This window comes from Hydrogenophaga sp. PML113 (assembly GCF_001777155.1).
In the GTDB taxonomy this organism is placed as follows: domain Bacteria; phylum Pseudomonadota; class Gammaproteobacteria; order Burkholderiales; family Burkholderiaceae_C; genus Hydrogenophaga; species Hydrogenophaga borbori.
Genome location: NZ_MIYM01000015.1, coordinates 1 through 17,751 on the forward strand (window position 1 = coordinate 1; position 17,751 = coordinate 17,751).

Annotated in this window: 17 protein-coding genes and 1 pseudogene; 10 read left to right on the forward strand and 8 right to left on the reverse strand. The window is 68.1% G+C overall.

Features of this window, described 5'->3' with window-relative positions; translation table 11 throughout:
- The 4 genes and pseudogenes from BHU06_RS22660 to BHU06_RS19945 form a co-directional block, all read left to right on the forward strand.
- Positions 1-125 (forward strand): annotated as a pseudogene (locus BHU06_RS22660) (IS481 family transposase); the annotation flags it as partial.
- Positions 126-249: 124 nt separating this feature from the next.
- Entirely contained in the window at positions 250-1,248 is a 999-nt protein-coding gene (locus tag BHU06_RS22665) for a type II toxin-antitoxin system VapC family toxin (RefSeq protein ID WP_139147137.1), read from the forward strand.
- A gap of 223 nt (positions 1,249-1,471) precedes the next feature.
- Positions 1,472-3,016 carry a hypothetical protein gene (locus BHU06_RS19940; RefSeq protein WP_070400976.1) on the forward strand — a complete coding sequence of 515 codons (1,545 nt, stop codon included), beginning with the start codon at positions 1,472-1,474 and terminating at the stop codon, positions 3,014-3,016.
- A 147-nt stretch (positions 3,017-3,163) separates the two neighbouring features.
- Positions 3,164-4,351, forward strand: a complete 1,188-nt coding sequence (locus BHU06_RS19945; RefSeq protein WP_139147138.1) for a hypothetical protein — start codon at positions 3,164-3,166, stop codon at positions 4,349-4,351.
- Positions 4,352-4,408: 57 nt separating this feature from the next.
- Here the strand turns inward: BHU06_RS19945 and BHU06_RS19950 are convergent, their stop codons facing one another.
- The 8 genes from BHU06_RS19950 to BHU06_RS19985 form a co-directional block, all read right to left on the reverse strand.
- Positions 4,409-4,714: a flagellar protein FliT gene (locus tag BHU06_RS19950; RefSeq protein ID WP_070400978.1), complete on the reverse strand. Its 306-nt coding sequence runs from the start codon at positions 4,712-4,714 to the stop codon at positions 4,409-4,411.
- A gap of 1 nt (position 4,715) precedes the next feature.
- Positions 4,716-5,123: a flagellar export chaperone FliS gene (gene fliS / locus BHU06_RS19955; RefSeq protein WP_070400979.1), complete on the reverse strand. Its 408-nt coding sequence runs from the start codon at positions 5,121-5,123 to the stop codon at positions 4,716-4,718.
- A 202-nt stretch (positions 5,124-5,325) separates the two neighbouring features.
- Positions 5,326-6,507, reverse strand: coding sequence for a flagellin (locus BHU06_RS19960; protein ID WP_070400980.1), 1,182 nt, complete (start codon positions 6,505-6,507; stop codon positions 5,326-5,328).
- Between the two features lie 32 nt (positions 6,508-6,539).
- Positions 6,540-7,712 carry a flagellin gene (locus tag BHU06_RS19965; protein ID WP_070400981.1) on the reverse strand — a complete coding sequence of 391 codons (1,173 nt, stop codon included), beginning with the start codon at positions 7,710-7,712 and terminating at the stop codon, positions 6,540-6,542.
- A 262-nt stretch (positions 7,713-7,974) separates the two neighbouring features.
- The gene (locus tag BHU06_RS19970; protein WP_070400982.1) at positions 7,975-9,129 is read right to left on the reverse strand and encodes a flagellin; all 1,155 of its coding nucleotides are present in this window, start codon (positions 9,127-9,129) and stop codon (positions 7,975-7,977) included.
- Between the two features lie 27 nt (positions 9,130-9,156).
- Positions 9,157-10,344 (reverse strand): flagellin, encoded by a 1,188-nt coding sequence (locus BHU06_RS19975; RefSeq protein WP_083293340.1) that lies wholly within the window; start codon positions 10,342-10,344, stop codon positions 9,157-9,159.
- A gap of 183 nt (positions 10,345-10,527) precedes the next feature.
- Complete coding sequence (fliD, locus tag BHU06_RS19980) at positions 10,528-11,943, reverse strand: flagellar filament capping protein FliD (RefSeq protein WP_070400983.1); 1,416 nt, start codon at positions 11,941-11,943, stop codon at positions 10,528-10,530.
- Between the two features lie 26 nt (positions 11,944-11,969).
- A complete protein-coding gene (locus tag BHU06_RS19985; protein ID WP_070400984.1) occupies positions 11,970-13,169 on the reverse strand; it encodes a flagellin in 1,200 nt (399 codons plus the stop codon).
- A gap of 376 nt (positions 13,170-13,545) precedes the next feature.
- Here BHU06_RS19985 and flhD point away from each other — a divergent pair, with 376 nt between their 5' ends.
- The 6 genes from flhD to BHU06_RS20015 all read left to right on the forward strand — a co-directional run bounded on the left by flhD (position 13,546) and on the right by BHU06_RS20015 (position 17,616).
- Complete coding sequence (flhD, locus tag BHU06_RS19990) at positions 13,546-13,887, forward strand: flagellar transcriptional regulator FlhD (protein WP_070400985.1); 342 nt, start codon at positions 13,546-13,548, stop codon at positions 13,885-13,887.
- Positions 13,888-13,913: 26 nt separating this feature from the next.
- Positions 13,914-14,453, forward strand: coding sequence for a flagellar transcriptional regulator FlhC (flhC, locus tag BHU06_RS19995; protein WP_070400986.1), 540 nt, complete (start codon positions 13,914-13,916; stop codon positions 14,451-14,453).
- A 127-nt stretch (positions 14,454-14,580) separates the two neighbouring features.
- On the forward strand, positions 14,581-15,444 hold the full coding sequence (gene motA / locus BHU06_RS20000; protein ID WP_070400987.1) for a flagellar motor stator protein MotA: 864 nt from the start codon (positions 14,581-14,583) through the stop codon (positions 15,442-15,444).
- A gap of 102 nt (positions 15,445-15,546) precedes the next feature.
- Entirely contained in the window at positions 15,547-16,545 is a 999-nt protein-coding gene (motB, locus tag BHU06_RS20005) for a flagellar motor protein MotB (RefSeq protein WP_070400988.1), read from the forward strand.
- A gap of 41 nt (positions 16,546-16,586) precedes the next feature.
- Positions 16,587-16,973, forward strand: coding sequence for a chemotaxis response regulator CheY (gene cheY, locus BHU06_RS20010; protein ID WP_070400989.1), 387 nt, complete (start codon positions 16,587-16,589; stop codon positions 16,971-16,973).
- Positions 16,974-16,995: 22 nt separating this feature from the next.
- Positions 16,996-17,616 (forward strand): protein phosphatase CheZ, encoded by a 621-nt coding sequence (locus BHU06_RS20015; protein WP_070400990.1) that lies wholly within the window; start codon positions 16,996-16,998, stop codon positions 17,614-17,616.
- The last annotated feature ends 135 nt before the right edge of the window (positions 17,617-17,751 follow it).

Sequence of the window (17,751 nt, forward strand, 5' to 3'; positions counted from 1 at the left end):
GCCACGCCGCCCTGCAGCCCTTCATTGACCACTACAACTGGCTGCGGCCACACTCCGCTCTGCACCATCAGCCGCCCATGACCCGCATCCCGGGCATGAACAACCTCCTGAGACTCAACACCTAGGCCACTGGGAAGGGCCGATGGTTCGAACCGGCTTCACAGAAGCGTCACCGAAGCCCATGCGCCGCGAAGCGGCCCCTATGGGCCGTCTAGGGCTTGGCACCCATGCATCCGATGGACCCTCACCATGCACCGTACATCTGATCGCCCCATCGGGGCGACGCTGGCGCGTGTCCCGCTGCCGTACCGGAATGCGGTGGTGGTCACGCACGACACCGACCTGAGCGCGGCCGCCCGAGCACTTGTCAGAAGGGCCGTTCAATCGGGTGAGGCGCTGCGGGCCAAAACCGTGCGCGTGCCGGGCAGCCAAGCGCGGCTGGTCGTGCTGTATGTGCCGGAGCGCAAGCCCTATTCGCCGCAGCGCCTGTTGGCGCGTCTGGGTTGGTGGCAGGCGAGCGTCCGGCGCAAGGAAGAAATGGCGAACAGGGTGGTGAGCGGTCTGTTCGGCCGGCAGTTCCCGGTGCCACCGCCCTTCGATGTCGGCGTGCTGGTCGACCGCCATCCCAGCGTGCGCCCGTCCGATCTGGCGGCCATCGTGGGCATGGGCGAGGTGCTCAAGCAATTGGCCGGGGCTCGGATCGATTGGCCGACCTTCGTGGCCATCGCCGGGGGCGCCGACGCGGCCAAGGCGCTGGTGTCCCAGTTGGCCACGCAGGTGCGCCTGGGTGATCCCGAGGGTTCCGCCCGATCGGCGATCCTCAAGACCCTGTCGTACCTCGCGCAGAGGGAGGGGCGCTGGCCGGAACCGGTGGTCGAGGCGCTGCGGGGCGATCCCGGGGTGTTGGCGCGGCTGCAGGCCCACGCCAGAACACTCCCCCCCGCGCTGGCCGTGAGCGCCAATGCCCAGCTCCTGGTCCATCACTTGAAAGGCCTGAGCCCGCCCTTGCATGAGCGCTACGGTCCGGCGCGCCTCGGTGCGCTGAAGGCGATCCAGAACCTCTGCGATGCGCAGGCACTGCCGCCGTCTGAGAGGCGTGCGGCTGTCCGCCAAGCGCTGGTGGGCGGGAGCCTGGCGGCCTTGGGGCCGGAACATGGGGCGCTGGCGAACGCCCTGCGGTTCGCGGCGGCGGTCGACCCCAGCACCGGTGCCTGCGCGCTCGACCCGGTGTTTCAGCCGCTCCTGTAGGGGCCGCCGCCCCCACCTGGCCGCTGGGCCGGTGGCCGAGCGCCCGAGGCGGCTGCCCCGATGCCCCCGGCGGGCGCGCCGTTGGCCGACTGGCCGATAAGCGATTCGTGAACCTGGGGCGGCAGCGGGTTACCCATCCGCCGCCTGCCCCGCCCGGGGCCTGTGTCCGTCCGCGGCCCGTTCCGCCGAAGGGTCCGTCTGCCTCTGCGCTTTGAGTCGCGCCATGCCCATCCTCGTGCCGTTCTTCCCTTGCTTTGTCAGGCCCCACCGGTCCAAAGGCCACCAAGGCCTGCCCGTGATCAGCCAAGTACTGGCCCAGAAGCCGACGGCGGCCACGACCCAGCCGCGGGTGTTGGTGTGCAAAAAAAGGAAGAACGGCGTCGACCTTTCGGTCAAATCCTCCTCGCGCACTGGCTGGATCGGGCGCCTGATCCATGGGCGGGAGCAGGCGCGCCTGCAGAGGCGGCTGGGCCGGGAGATCGCCTGGTGCGAGAAGCACCTCGGGCATTGGCCGGAGGTGGGCGCGGCGCTGGAACTGCTGCAATCGGAGCGCGCCGCGAGCCCGGATCGGTGCCTCAACACGGTGCAACTGCATGCCGCTTTGCAGGTGCTCAAGGCCGCCCAGGGGCGGTTCCTCGACATCAGCGGCAGCGTCAAGGCGATGCGGGCCCACAGGGACGCCATGAAGGCCATGGCGCCTTCGGAACTGCGCGCCAGCGTCCGGCAACAGGATGGCCATTCGGCAGCGCGCACCGCCGATCGCGACGAAGCGTGCGCATGCAACTGCGCCTGGGCGCAGGCGGTACCGGACGGTGCGTCTGGCGGCGCAGGACGGGCGCGCACCGTCGCCCTGCGCCGCTTCATCGATCAACGCAGCCAGGCGCGGGGGCAGACGCCGCTGCAGTTCTTGCGGCATGTCCTCCTGCTGGGCACGGCCTCCTTCAACCTGCGGCCCCGGGTGTTCGAGGCCTTGCTGACGTACTTCGTCGAACGGGGGGTGCAGGGCGACATGGCGCTCGCTGTCGACCCCCAGCGGGGGGACAGCCTGGACCAACTGCTGGAGTGGCTCGCGCCGGTGGTGCCCCAGGGCCAGCCTCTGGCGCCGGCCATGACCCAGGACGCCGAAGGCGGACTGGCGCCCATGAGCGCCCGCGCCTTCGCCTCGGCGCTGAGCGCCACCCTGCATGGGCCGCTGGCCGAGTTGTCCGGCGAGCCGGTCGACGATGGACTGCCGGAGGAGGCGCAATGGCGCCGGTGCATCGAAGGCGTTTTGTGCTGCCAGGTAGACGGCGTGTATCTCGACACGCCTCAGTTCCGCGGTGCCCTGGCCCGGCTGGTGCGGGTGAAGAACGAACGGGTCGCTGTCCAGGCGAGGGAACAGCCCTTGATGCGCCTGGCCCGCCGGCTGGAAGCGGCGTACCTTGGCCACCGCGAGCGCGTGCTTGCTCTGGACGGGCTCGACATCTGGCGGGAGTGGGGGGATGGCGATCAGCGGCGGGCGTACGCGGCCATCGCGGCGCGGCTGGACAAGGCCTTCACACCGAAGGACGCCCCCGAGGGCCCCCTCGATGTGGAAGCCGATGAAGTCGAGGCGTTTGTCGCCGCCTACACCACCGACAACGACCCCTCGCCGGCCCCGCACCAGATCCTGCACCTGTGGTTGACCGAGACCCTGGTGCCCCGGTATCTGAGCCCTCCGGTGTTCCAGGCCCTGGCGCGGTATTGCATGCGCGCGCAACTGCAGGAGGCGGCGCAAGCGCCGCTCTGAGCCTTTTCTCCGGGGCGCGCACGAGGCCAGGGTTGAGATGGCCTAGTTCCATCTCATGAACGCTTTGGTGTGTGGCTGTTACCCACAGGCCGCATCGGTTTTGCCCGATGCCGCTTCTGTACCACCGCCACAGCCCCAGGAGTTCGCATGCGCCGCGTCAGCCCCAAAGCACCGCCGATCCCGAAGCCCGTCCCGCCGGCCAGGCCAGTCCCGGCGTTCTCGCCGATCCGGCGGGGTGAACGCTTCGATGTCGAAGGGTTTGCAAAGACCTTGTATGAGAAGTCACCCAGGCCGACCGGGAAAGAGTGGCGTGTGCATGCGGACGAAGGCGATCCCGATCGGGTGATGCCCACCCGCAAACCGGTGGGTCGGTGGCATGGGCGCGTCGAGCCCTGCAGCTTTCGCGAGCTGATGGCGCCGACGATCGCGGAACTGCGGTCGGCGCCGGCCGACGGTCTCCCGGACGACCTGACCCAGGCATGCGACCATTTTTCGAAGAAGCGGGTGGTGGACAGCACGGCGTCGCGCCGACACCTCGAGAGCCTGGCCCGCGCGCAGCGGATGCTGGCGGCGAAAGCGGTTCTGGATGAGGCCATCGCCGCACGGAACGGTGCCGAAGACGACCTGGCGCTCGCGGAGGCGGATGTCGAATTCCATCGCGCGGGCGCGCAGCGGGCATTCGACGAACGCTTGCGCGAGATACGGCGGCGCCGAGCGGCGGGCCTCGGCGAAGCGAATGCCCCACAGGAGAAGGACGCGATCGAGTTCAACCGGCGCGCGCTCGTGCCAGTCCCCGTGGCCTCCCCGTTCAAGCCAGGTCGCGCCGCGCCTGGCCAGGCTTCGCCGGGCAAGACCCCGGACCACACTCCGGGCAAGACCTCGGGTGGGAAGGCAAGGCCGCTGGCCCAGCTGAGAGCCGTTCTTGGCGGATGGACACCCCGTCCGTCGAAGGCAGCAAAGACCGAAGTCCAGGGGGCGCCGGGGCCCATGGCCCTCCGCGCGCCCAAGAAGAAAGCTATGCCAGCGGCGGCGGTGGCGCTGGACAGGGAAGCCCTGTCGCTGACGCTCCAGGCCTTGGCCCAGGAGGCCGGGGTGTCACCGGACGATTTCGTCGAGCGCCTGCTGCTGGAGAGGCCGGTGTTCACCGCGCATCTGCACCCCCTGGTGTTCGACGAGCTGTTGCGCCTGCACGCCCAGACGCTGCGGGAGGAAATGGACGACATGCACCGGGAAAACCTGGAGGTGGTGCAAGCGTTGGCGGACCGGCTCCAGCATCGGCTGGCGGCCTATCGCGAAGCGAAACGGGCCTACGAGCGCCTGCGGCTCCCGGGCTGATGCCCTCAAAGAGAAACGGCCCTTGGGGGCCGTTTCTATGGGGAGGCGGCACCGCGCTCAGTGCGTGGGCGCCGCGCTGTTGCGGTCGATGATCTGCGCCAGGTCGTTCAGCCAGGGCTCGGCCAGGCAGCGGATCTCGGCGTCGGTGCGCAGGATGCGCTGCATGATGCGCGCCTTCTCCTTGCGCTCCTCGGGCGCGAGCTCGGTGTCGCGCGACTTGGCGCGCAGCTGGGCGATGAGCACCGCGCAGGCGCCTTCGAGCCGGACCACGCGGTCCCAGTCCTCGGCCTGGGCGGCGGCCAGCATCTGGTCGCTGGTGCGCTCGATGGCCATGTAGTAGTCGATCAAACCATGCTGGCCCATGTCAGGCTCCCTGCAGCGCCTGGGCGCGGATGTCTTGCCAGGCCTGGGCCACGGGCTCGATGAGGCCCGCCACCTCGGCCAGGGCCTTGGCGTCGTTGCGCAGATTCGCCTCGGTGAGGCGGCGCACGCTGTAGGCGTACAGCGCACCCAGGTTGCGCGCCATCTCGCCACCGGCCGGGTCCAGGCCGGCCTTCAGGCCTTCCTCGACGATGCGCACCGCCTTGCCGATCTGCTCGCCCTTGGCGACCAGGTCGCCGCGCTCCATGGCGCCGCGCGCGGCCGCCACGGCCTGCAGCAGGCCGTCGAACAGCATGCCCACCAGCCGGTGCGAGTCGGCCGCCTGGACGCCGGTTTCCACGGCGACGCGTTTGTAGACGGAGGCGGAACGGGTGTTGACGGAGGTGAACATGGTGGGGGCTCCTGGCTGGCTATGTTCTTTGTATCGGCCGTCGCGCGCCGGACTGTAGGTATTTGGTGGGCGATCAGAGGTGGGTTTCATGGCCGTTTCCCGGGATACCTGAGAGGGGTGTTGTCCGCTTCAAACGACAACGGCGGCGGCCTTTGCGGGCCGCCGCCGTGGCGGGCGTGGGGCGGCCCGGGGGCCTGGCCGCTCAGCGCAGCAGCGAGAGCACGCTCTGGCCGTTCTGGTTGGCCTGGGCGACCATGGCGGTGCCGGCCTGCTGAAGGATCTGGGCGCGCGAGAGGTTGGAGGTTTCCTTGGCGAAGTCGGCGTCGACGATGCGACCGCGCGCGGCGGAGATGTTCTCGCCGGTGATGTTGATGTTGGCCACGGCGTTCTCGAAGCGGCTCTGCAGGGCGCCGAGGTCGGCGCGCGAGCTGTTGATGGCGTCGATGGCCGAGTCGATCACCTTGATGGCCAGTTGGGACTCACCGAAGCTCGTGATGCTCACGTCGTCCATGGCGGCGTTGGCCACGGCGGCGGTGTCGGTCACGGTGCCGGTGGTGGCGGCGCCGAAGCCGGTGAAATCGCCGGCCGCGGTCAGGGCGCGCTCGGCCCAGACGCGGTAGCCCGTGACGGCGCCGTTGGCGTCGAGCGTGGTGAAGGCGAACACGCCGGTGTCGGAGGACTTGGCGTTGATCGCGTCCACGATCTGCTGCGAGCGCTGGGCGCCGGTGGTGGCCTCGCCGATGGGGCCGAGGTCGACGGCGGTGCCCGAGGCGTCGTCCACCTTCAGGGTGCCAGCGGCCATGGAGGCCAGCACGGCGGGCGCCACGGGGTCGGCCGCGTTGTTGATCTGCGCGGTCATGTGCACCGGCGTTTCACCCAGGGTGTCGGACTTGGCGGAGACGATGGACTCGATGGCGATGCCCTCGCCGGCGTTGGCGCCGACCTGGAAGGTGGCGTTGGCGAAGGAGCCGTCGAGCAGCTTGGTGCCGTTGAAGCTGGTGGTCTTGGCCACGCGGTCGATCTCCTGGCGCAGCTGGGTCACCTCGGACTGCAGGGCCTTGCGGTCGTCGCTGTTGTTGGAGGCGTTGGCCGACTGCACGGCCAGCTCGCGCATGCGCTGCAGCATGTCGCCGACCTTGCCCAGGGCGCCTTCGGCGGTCTGGGCCAGGGAGATGCCGTCGTTGGCGTTGCGGGCGGCGACGTTGAGGCCACGCACCTGGGAGTTCATGCGCTCGGAGATGGCCAGGCCGGCGGCGTCGTCCTTGGCGGAGTTGACGCGCAGGCCCGAGGACAGGCGCTGCATGGAGGTGGCCAGGGAGTTGGCCGAGCTGCTCAGGTTGCGCTGAGCGGTCATCGACATGACGTTGGTGTTGATGGTGGTCATGGGGGGCTCCTGTTGGGCGGTTCAGGCGGGGTTCAGCGCAGCAGCGAGAGCACGCTCTGGCCGTTCTGGTTGGCCTGGGCGACCATGGCGGTGCCGGCCTGCTGCAGGATCTGGGCGCGCGAGAGGTTGGAGGTTTCCTTGGCGAAGTCGGCGTCGACGATGCGACCGCGCGCGGCGGAGATGTTCTCGCCGGTGATGTTGATATTGGCCACGGCGTTCTCGAAGCGGCTCTGCAGGGCGCCGAGGTCGGCGCGCGAGCTGTTGATGGCGTCGATGGCCTTGTCGATCACCTTCAGGGCGATCTGGGAATCGCCGAAGCTCTCGATGCTCACGTCGCTCAGGTTGCGCAGCGTGGCGGGGGGCGCGGTGTCGCCAGGCGCACCGGTGGCGGCGGCCGTGAAGGCGGCGCCGAAGGTGGTGGCGGCGGTCAGGTCGCGGTCCGAGAAGATCTCGTAGCCGCCAGCGGCCAGCTCGCGGGCGAACACGCCGGTGTCGGAGGACTTGGCGTTGATCGCGGCCACGACCTGCGTGGTGCGCTCGGCGGCGGTGGTCGAGGCGGCGATGCCACCCAGGTCGACGTCGTTGCCGGCGGCGTCCTTGATGGTCCAGCCCGTGGTACCGGCCGGGATGGCGGCGTTGGCGGCGGTGCTCGGCGCGGCCACGGTGGCGACGAAGAACTCGGTGTTGTCCAGTTCGCCCAGCGAGTCGGACTTGGCCGAGACGATGGAGTCGATGGAAATGGCCTCGCCGGCGTTGGCGCCGACCTGGAAGGTGGCGTTGGCGAAGGAGCCGTCGAGCAGCTTGGTGCCGTTGAAGGCGGTGGTCTTGGCCACGCGGTCGATCTCCTGGCGCAGCTGGGTCACTTCGGACTGCAGGGCCTTGCGGTCGTCGCTGTTGTTGGAGGCGTTGGCCGACTGCACGGCCAGCTCGCGCATGCGCTGCAGCATGTCGCCGACCTTGCCCAGGGCGCCTTCGGCGGTCTGGGCCAGGGAGATGCCGTCGTTGGCGTTGCGGGCGGCGACGTTGAGGCCACGCACCTGGGAGTTCATGCGCTCGGAGATGGCCAGGCCGGCGGCGTCGTCCTTGGCGGAGTTGACGCGCAGGCCCGAGGACAGGCGCTGCATGGAGGTGGCCAGGGAGTTGGCCGAGCTGCTCAGGTTGCGCTGAGCGGTCATCGACATGACGTTGGTGTTGATGGTGGTCATCGCTGTTTCCTTTGAAAGGTGGAACCGTCTGAACGATCCGGCGCGTGTCCATGTCGAGGGCCCAGTGCCGGTCACGAACCTTTTCGGGATCCGTTGGCGTCTATTTCGGTGCGCCTCACGGCTTCTTTAGGGGCTTCCATCGGTCGGGTGCCCGGTGGTCAAGCCGGAAATGGGCGGTGTTTGTCCCCCAAAAGAAAAAGCGGCGGTGGCCCGGAGGCCACCGCCGCAAAACGACGGATGTGTCGTTCGAGAAACCGGTCGCTCAGCGCAGCAGCGAGAGCACGCTCTGGCCGTTCTGGTTGGCCTGGGCGACCATGGCGGTGCCGGCCTGTTGCAGGATCTGGGCGCGCGAGAGGTTGGAGGTTTCCTTGGCGAAGTCGGCGTCGACGATGCGCCCGCGTGCGGCGGAGATGTTCTCGCCGGTGATGTTGATGTTGGCCACGGCGTTCTCGAAGCGGCTCTGCAGGGCGCCGAGGTCGGCGCGCGAGCTGTTGATGGCGTCGATGGCCGAGTCGATCACCTTGAGCGCGCGCTGCGATTCGCCGAACGAGGTGATGGAGATGTCGTCGAGCTGCGAGGCCACGGCGGCGCCCGCGGCGGCCGGCGAGGCGCCGGTGGTGGCGGCGGTGAAGCCGGTGAAGTCGGCGGTGGCGATGGCGTCGTCCGAGAAGGTGGTCCAGCCGGTGATGGCGCCCGCGGCGTCGGTCACCACGCGGGCGAACACGCCGGTGTCGGACGACTTGGCGTTGATCGCGTCCACCACCTGCGTGGTGCGCTCCGACGCGTCCGCGGCGGCGGCGATGGGGCCCAGGTCGACGCCCTTGACGGTGAGCGTGCCGGCGTCGAGCGCGGCGTTGGCGCCGGCCGTGGTGGTCAGGGTGCCGGCGGCGGTGATCAGTTCGGTGTCGCCCAGGGTGTTGGACTTGGCGGAGACGATGGACTCGATGGCGATGCCCTCGCCGGCGTTGGCGCCGACCTGGAAGGTGGCGTTGGCGAAGGAGCCGTCGAGCAGCTTGGTGCCGTTGAAGCTGGTGGTCTTGGCCACGCGGTCGATCTCCTGGCGCAGCTGGGTCACCTCGGACTGCAGGGCCTTGCGGTCGTCGCTGTTGTTGGAGGCGTTGGCCGACTGCACGGCCAGCTCGCGCATGCGCTGCAGCATGTCGCCGACCTTGCCCAGGGCGCCTTCGGCGGTCTGGGCCAGGGAGATGCCGTCGTTGGCGTTGCGGGCGGCGACGTTGAGGCCACGCACCTGGGAGTTCATGCGCTCGGAGATGGCCAGGCCGGCGGCGTCGTCCTTGGCGGAGTTGACGCGCAGGCCCGAGGACAGGCGCTGCATGGAGGTGGCCAGGGAGTTGGCCGAGCTGCTCAGGTTGCGCTGAGCGGTCATCGACATGACGTTGGTGTTGATGGTGGTCATGGTGGTGTCCTTGGAATGTGGGAGCGATCAGCGCAGCAGCGAGAGCACGCTCTGCGGCGCCTGGTTGGCCTGGGCGACCATGGCGGTGCCGGCCTGCTGAAGGATCTGGGCGCGCGAGAGGTTGGAAGTTTCCTTGGCGAAGTCGGCGTCGACGATGCGCCCGCGCGCGGCGGAGATGTTCTCGCTCGTGATGTTGATGTTGGCCACGGCGTTCTCGAAGCGGCTCTGCAGGGCGCCGAGGTCGGCGCGCGAGCTGTTGATCGAGTCGATCGAGGTGTCGATCACCTTCATCGCCAACTGGGCGGCGCCGAAGCTGTTGATGTCGATGTCCTCGAGCGCGAAGTCGGCGTCGGCGTAGGTGGCGCCACCGACGTCGCCGGTGGGGTCGGCCGCGAAGGAGCCGCCGAACTCGCTGCCGTCGAGCGTGCGCGAGGACGAGAACACCGAGTAGCCGGTCACGGCGCCCGTGGCGTCGTATTCGATCTTGGCGAAGATGTCCGTGTCCGACGACTTGGCGTTGATCGCGTCGACGATCTGGGAGGTGCGCTGCTCATTGGTGGTGGCGGCGCCGATGGGGCCGAGGTCGACGGCGGTGCCCGAGGCGTCCGTGATGGTCAGGTCGCCGGCGGCCAGGGCCACGCCGTCGGTGGCGTTGTCGGTTTCCACGTCCACCGCGATCACGTCGGACGAGCTCACCGTGGTCGTGCCCAGGGTGTTGGACTTGGCGGAGACGATGGAGTCGATGGCGATGCCCTCGCCGGCGTTGGCGCCGACCTGGAAGGTGGCGTTGGCGAAGGAGCCGTCGAGCAGCTTGGTGCCGTTGAAGCTGGTGGTCTTGGCCACGCGGTCGATCTCCTGGCGCAGCTGGGTCACCTCGGACTGCAGGGCCTTGCGGTCGTCGCTGTTGTTGGAGGCGTTGGCCGACTGCACGGCCAGCTCGCGCATGCGCTGCAGCATGTCGCCGACCTTGCCCAGGGCGCCTTCGGCGGTCTGGGCCAGGGAGATGCCGTCGTTGGCGTTGCGGGCGGCGACGTTGAGGCCACGCACCTGGGAGTTCATGCGCTCGGAGATGGCCAGGCCGGCGGCGTCGTCCTTGGCGGAGTTGACGCGCAGGCCCGAGGACAGGCGCTGCATGGAGGTGGCCAGGGAGTTGGCCGAGCTGCTCAGGTTGCGCTGAGCGGTCATCGACATGACGTTGGTGTTGATGGTGGTCACGGCGGACTCCTGTGAAATGGTTGTGGAAGGCAACCGGCGCCTGAGCCGGATCACGAACCGCGATCCGTGGTCCGTTGCAGGGTGTTTCGGCCAGGCGCTCGATTACTTGAGCCACGCGCCGCCTAAAGCAAAACGGGCGGTGGATACCCACCGCCCGTCATGCCTTGTCAGCCGCGCTTCGGCTCAGCCGCTGTTCTTGTTCCACATCGAGATCTGCTGAGTGATGTAGGCGTTGAGCGAATTCAGCCGCGCCACATTGGCGTCCATGGCGTTGTAGTAGGCGAGGTAGCGGGTCTCGGCGCGCGCGGCGCGGTCCACCACCTTGTCCATTTCCTGGTTGGTGCGCTTGATGCTCGCGTTGAGCGAATCGGTGCGGTTGCTGATGGTGCCGCCCGAGGCCACCAGGCCATCGGCGAAGGCATCGAGCTTGAGGCCGAAGCCGCGTTGCGTGGGGTCGTCGCTGGTGGCGCCGAAGAGCTTGCCCAGTTCGGCCGGCTTGTTCAGCGCGGCGTCGAGTTTGGTGCTGTTGATGCTCATCTTGCCGTCGGACTTGATCTCGATGCCGATGTCCAGCAACTGCGTGAACTCGCCACCCGGCGTGCTGGAGCGCATCATGCCGCGGATGGCGTTGCGCAGGCCCGTGGCGGTGCTGTCGCCTTGCAGCGAGCCGGCGACCTTGGTTTCCGGGTCGTACTTGGTGGTCGTGGCCAGCAGGTCCATGACGGCGTTGTACGCGTCCACGAAGCCCTGCACGGTCTTCTTCATCGCGTCCTTGTCGTTGCTCACGGTCACGTTCACCGGCGTGGTGGTGAGCTGCTTGAGCTCGAAGCTGAGGCCGTCGATGGTGCCGTCGACGGTGTTGCTGGCCGATTCGATGGCCACGCCGTTGATGGTGGCCTGCGCGTTCAGCCCGGCCTGCGTGAGGGTGCTGGGCGAGCCCGCGCCCAGGTAGGCCAGGCGGCCCAGGTCCTTGCCGTCGGCCGCGTCGGCGTCGGCAGCCTCCACCTGGAAGCCCATCTCGGCGCCGGTGGACTTGGAGCGCAGCAGCAGGCGTTCGCCATTGGCGTCCTTGAGCACGGTGGCGGTGATGCCGGCGTCGGATTCGTTGATCTGCTGGGCGATGTCTTTGAGCGTGTCCTTGCCTTCCTCGACCGTGATCGAGACCGGCTCTGCCTCGCCGTTGGCCACGAAGCTGCCGCTGCCCCAGTTGCCCAGGGTGATGGTGAGCGTGCCCGCGCCCATGCCGCTGCCGGCTGGCACCACGGCGCTGGACGTGTTCTGTGCCGTCGCCAGGCGCTGCACTTCCAGGGAGAAGCCGGTGGGTGGCGTGCCCGCCTTTACCGTCACGCCCACCACATCGGGCAGCGAGGAGCTGGCCTTGACGGCCTTGAACGCGTTCGCTTCGGCCAGCTTCGCGCCCGCGTCGCCCAGCGTGGTGACGAGCGAGTTGATGGTGCCGTAGATCGACAGCTTGCTCTGCGCCTTGCTGACCTGCGTCTGCAGCCCGGTGAGCGGCGCGCGTTCCAGCGCCACGAGCTGCGCGACCATTTCCTTGATAGGCAGGCCGGAGGCCATGCCGGGAGAAGTGATGGTCGCCATGGGGTTCCTTCGGGGTCAGTGGTTGGTCAGCGGCCCAGCAGCGACAGCACGTTCTGCGGGATCTGGTTGGCCTGCGCCACCATGGCGGTGCCGGCCTGTTGCAGGATCTGGGCGCGCGAGAGGTTGGAGGTCTCTTTGGCGAAGTCGGCGTCGACGATGCGACCGCGCGCGGCGGAGAGGTTTTCGCCGGTGATGTTGATGTTGGCCACGGCGCTTTCGAAGCGGCTCTGCAGGGCGCCGAGGTCGGCGCGCGAGCTGTTGATGGCGTCAATGGCGTTGTCGATCACCTTCATCGCGAGCTGGCTGTCGCCGAAGTTCTCGATGTTGATGTCCTCGAGCGTGAGGGGCGTGGCGGTGGGCGTGGTGGCGCCCACGGTGCCGACGTCGGCGGCCGCGCCGGCCAGGCTTTCCAGGGCGCCGCCGGCGGTGGCGGTCAGCGCGCGGTCGGAGAAGATCTCATAGCCGGTCACGGCGCCGGTGGCGTCGAGCACCGGGCGGGCGAACACGCCCGTGTCGGAGGACTTGGCGTTGATCGCGTCGATCACCTGGCCGGTGCGCTGCGCACCGGTGGTGGCATCGCCGATGGGGCCCAGGGCCACGGCATTGCCGTCGGCGTCCAGGATCTCCAGCGTGCCGGCGGGCACGGCGGCCAGCACGGCGGGCGCCACGGGGTCGGTGAGGTTGTTGACCGCGGCCGTGATGTTCGAATCGGTCGCGCCGATGTCCTTGACCCGCGCGCTCACGATGGACTCGATGGAGATGCCCTCGCCGGCGTTGGCGCCGACCTGGAAGGTGACGTTGGCGAAGGTGCCGTCGAGCAGCTTGGTGCCGTTGAAGGCGGTGGTCTTGGCCACGCGCTCGACTTCCTGGCGCAGCTGGGTCACCTCGGCCTGCAGGGCCTTGCGGTCATCGGCGTTGTTGGACGCGTTGGCCGATTGCACGGCCAGTTCGCGCATGCGCTGCAGCATGTCGCCCACCTTGCCCAGGGCGCCTTCGGCCACCTGCGCGAGGGAGATGCCGTCGTTGGCGTTGCGGGCGGCGACGTTGAGGCCGCGCACCTGCGTGTTCATGCGCTCGGAGATGGCCAGCCCGGCGGCGTCGTCCTTGGCGGAGTTGACGCGCAGGCCCGAGGACAGGCGTTGCATGGAGGTCGCGAGCGACCCCGCCGACGTCGCCAGGTTGCGCTGGGCGGTCATCGACATCATGTTGGTGTTGATGGTGGTCATAACTCACTCCTGTGATGGACTGTGAAAGTTGGCCCGGCAGATTCCGGGTCTCACCGCCACTGATCGCCGCCCTGGCTGGCCCGGCGACGAACTCCATCGGGAAGCTCGCTCCGTCAATTTCGGTGATGACCGGGAATTCTTTAGATTTGCCCGATGGCGAACGGTCGGATAAGCGCCGCCGAACATCGCCAATTCCGGGCTTTTAGAACCAAGGTTGTAGGCATTACGCCGACACCGGGTGCCGGAAATCCCGACAGCACGCACAGACGTTTCCCGATTCAAGTTTGTTCACCGATCGACACAATTCCTCACATCGGGTCCAGCCCAGTCCAGGCGAAGACCTCCCACCGACGACCGATACGTGAAGGAGCGAGTGATGGACAGCGAACAACTTCTGGCCGAGATCCGCGAAGCCAACCTGACCTACCTGATGCTGGCGCAGAACCTGATCCGCAAGGACCGCGCCGAGGCCCTGTTCCGCCTGGGCATGACGGAAGAGGCCGCCGACCTGCTGGCCATGCTCTCCACCGCCCAGCTGCTCAAGATCGCCTCCAGCAACATGCTGCTGTGCCGCTTCCGCGTCGACGACGACCTGGTGTGGAACCTGCTGACCAGCCACAACGTGAAGAAGGTGGACAACAGCACCACCACGCAGCTGCACGCCAGCATCCTCATGGCCGGCAAGTACGCCGAGTCCATGGCCACCACCGCTCACTGACCCCTCTCTCGCATCTGGAGTTCGACATGGCCACAGGCAAAAGCATCCTCAACGAGTCGCGCGACATCGAGCGCGCGGTGGCCCTGATCCAGCTGGGCGCGCGCCTGCAGGTGCTGGAGTACGAGACCAGCCTGTCCTACGAGCGCCTGCTGCGCCTGTACAAGGAAGTCGCGGGCAAGAGCCCATCCAAGGGCCAGCTGCCGTTCTCCACGGACTGGTTCCTGACCTGGCAGCCGAACATCCACGCGTCGCTGTTCCTCAATATCCATGAGTACCTCTCCAAGGCCAGCGCCCTGGAGGACATCGACACCGTCATCAAGGCCTTCCGCCTCTACAGCGAACAGATGACCGCCAGCGCGATCGAGCCGCTGCTGTCCATCACGCGCGCCTGGCGCCTCATCAAGTTCGTCGACAGCGGCATGCTCACGCTGACCAAGTGCTCCTGCTGCGGCGGCCGCTTCGTCACCGAGCCGTACGAAAACGCCCGCCATTTCGTCTGTGGCCTGTGCCAGCCCCCGGCCCGCGCCGGCAAAGGCAGCGCGGCGGGTTCGCTCCGCTTGCACTGACAGCGCCGGTTCAGGCGGTCAAAGCCGGAAAAGGGCCCCCCCAAGGGCCCTTTTCGCGTTTCTGACGGGCCTTCATCGCCCCTAGAGTCGGTCGATAAGTCCTGTATCCATTCATTCGACCCAGAACATGTTCGTCATCATCGGCTTCGTGGTCTCGATGCTCTGCATCTTCGGCGTGTTCATCGCGCACGGGGGCAACATCGGCGTGGTGCTCAAGGCCCTGCCGTTCGAGATGACCACCATCCTGGGCGCGGCAATGGGCGCCTTCCTGATCAACAACCAGATGAAGGTGGTCAAGGCCGCCTTCAAAGGCATGGCCGGCTGCTTCAAGGGCAGCCGCTACACCAAGGAGCGCTACCTGCAGCTCATGGCCCTGCTGTACGACCTGCTGCAGAAAGCCCGCAAAGAGGGCCTGATGGCCATCGAGCAGGACGTGGACAACCCGCACGAGTCGGCGGTGTTCCAGAAGTACCCCACCATCACCGCCGACCACCACGTGGTCGAGTTCATCACCGACTACCTGCGCATGATGGTCTCGGGCAACCTCAACGCGCACGAGATCGAGTCGCTGATGGACAGCGAGATCGAAACCCACCACCAGGAAGCGCACGCGCCCGTGGCCGCCATCGCCCGACTGGCCGGTGGCCTGCCGGCCTTCGGCATCGTGGCCGCCGTGCTGGGCGTGGTCAACACCATGGGCTCGGTGGGCCAGCCGCCCGCCGTGCTGGGCGCCATGATCGGCTCGGCCCTGGTCGGCACCTTCCTCGGCATCCTGCTGGCCTATGGGGTGTTCGAGCCCCTGGGCGGCCTGATGGAGCAGAAGGTGGAGGAGAGCGGCAAGGAGCTGCTGTGCGTGAAGACCACGCTGCTGGCCAGCATGCAGGGCTATGCGCCCGCCACCGCCGTGGAGTTCGGCCGCAAGGTGCTGTTCAGCGACGTGCGACCCAGCTTCAGCGAACTCGAAGGCCATGTGAAAGGGAAGAAGGCGTGATGCCGCAGAACCCAGTGGCGCCGCGGAACTGGCTTTGCCAGGCCGCAGGGGCCGTCTCCCCTTTGGGGGGAACGCGCGACGCGCGGCAGGGGAGATCCTGATATGGCGGGTGACGGCAAGAAACTCCAGCCGATTGTCATCAAGCGGGTGAAGAAGGCGGGCCACGCGGCGCACGGCGGCGCGTGGAAGATCGCCTACGCCGACTTCGTGACGGCCATGATGGCCTTCTTTCTGCTCATGTGGCTGCTGGGCTCCACCGCCAAGGGCGACCTGCAGGGCATCGCCAGCTACTTCACCAACCCGGTCAAGGTCTCGCTCATGGGGGGCGACGGCACCGGCAACAGCACCAGCATCATCCCCGGCGGCGGGCGCGACCTGTCGGCGGCCAACGGCCAGCGCGACTCGGGCGACACCGAGCGCACCGTCAAGGAACTTGGGGCCCAGATGGCGCGCGCCGAGCTGGCGCGCAAAGACCAGGAGCGCATCGACGCGCTGGAGCGCAAGATCAACGCGCTGATCGAGACCGACCAGAAGCTGGGCGAATACCGGTCGCAGATCCGCATGGTCAAGACCCCCGATGGCCTGCACATCCTGATCGTGGACGACCAGAACCGGCCCATGTTCGACACCGGCAGCGCGCTGGTGAAGCCCTACATGCGCGACATCCTGCGCGCCATCGGCGGCTCCCTGGGGAACGTGGAGAACCACATTTCGCTCGCCGGCCACACCGATGCCACGCCCTATGGCAGTGGCGACCGCGGCTACAGCAACTGGGAGCTCTCGGCCGACCGGGCCAACGCCTCGCGCCGCGAGCTGGTGGCCGGCGGCCTGCCCGACGACAAGCTGCGCCGCGTGGAGGGCCTGGCCGCCAGCGTGCCGCTGCTGCCCGACCGGCCCCTGGACCCGAGCAACCGGCGCATCAGCATCATGATCATGACGCGCGACTACGAGGGCCGCATGTTCCCGCCGGCCCTGCCAGCCGCGCCGGTGCTGGGCTTGCCGCCGGCCGCCTCGGTCCCGGCCCCGGCCGCGCCGGTGGCCACCACGGCCCTACAGATTTCCCCCGACCTGACGAAAACAAGCGAGACGAGCACGCGCTGAGCGGCCCGACCTTTCCCGACCCCACCTCTGCGGAGGCTGCCATGTCCACGCCGATGAAATTCCTGATCGTTGACGACTTCTCCACCATGCGCCGCATCGTGCGCAACCTGCTCAAGGAGATCGGCCACGCCGACGCCGACGAGGCCGAGGACGGCGCGATCGCGCTGGGCAAGCTCAAGGCCGGCGCCTTCAACTTCGTCGTCACCGACATCAACATGCCGAACATGAACGGCTTCGAGCTGCTGGCGGCGATCAAGGCCGACGAAAAGCTCAAGCACCTGCCGGTGCTGATGGTGACGGCCGAGGCGCGCAAGGAAGACATCGTGCTGGCGGCGCAGAACGGCGCGGCCGGCTACATCGTCAAGCCTTTCACCAAGGCCACGCTGGAAGAGAAGCTCGCGAACATCTTCAAGAAGCTCGGTCTGTGACCGGCGTCGGGAGAACCAGGTCATGAACCACACCCCCGACACGCCGGACAGCCAGGCCGCCAACCCGGACATGTTCCGCAAGCTGGGCGCGATCACGCGCCAGCTGCACGACGCGCTCAAGGAGCTGGGCTACGCCGACAAGCTCCAGGGCACGGTGGAACAATTGCCCGACGCGCAGAGCCGCCTGTCCTACATCGCCCGCCTGACCGGCGAAGCCGCCGAGAAGGTGCTGAGCCAGGTGGAAGAAGGCAAGAAGGAACAGGAGCAGCTGGCGCAGCGCGGCCGCGAACTGGCCGACACCATCCGGCGCGTGCCGGCGCTGGCCAAGGCCATGCCCGAGCTGCTGGAGTGGTCCACCGACGTGGTGGCGCTGGCCGAGAAGACCGACGCGCGCCTGACCGAAATCATGATGGCCCAGGACTTCCACGACCTCACCGGCCAGGTGATCGCGCGCGTGGTGGGCCTGGCGGGCACGATAGAAGAGCAACTGCTGGGGCTGCTGCTCGAATCGGTGCCGACTGGCCAGCCGGGACAGGACAAGGCCCACGAACTGGCTGGGCCGGTGGTCAACGCCGAAGGCCGCACCGACGTGGTGACCGACCAGAAGCAGGTGGACGACCTGCTCGCCAGCCTGGGGTTCTGAACACCCTTGTATTGGGCAGGAGCCGGTCGGCGCCGCAGCGCCTGTTGCCGCCACGCAGGCAGGCGCAGAGGCCGGGCTCTTTCTGCTGAAGAAGTGATGGTGGTTTTTGGTTTGACTTCTGCAGAGGTTGGTCGC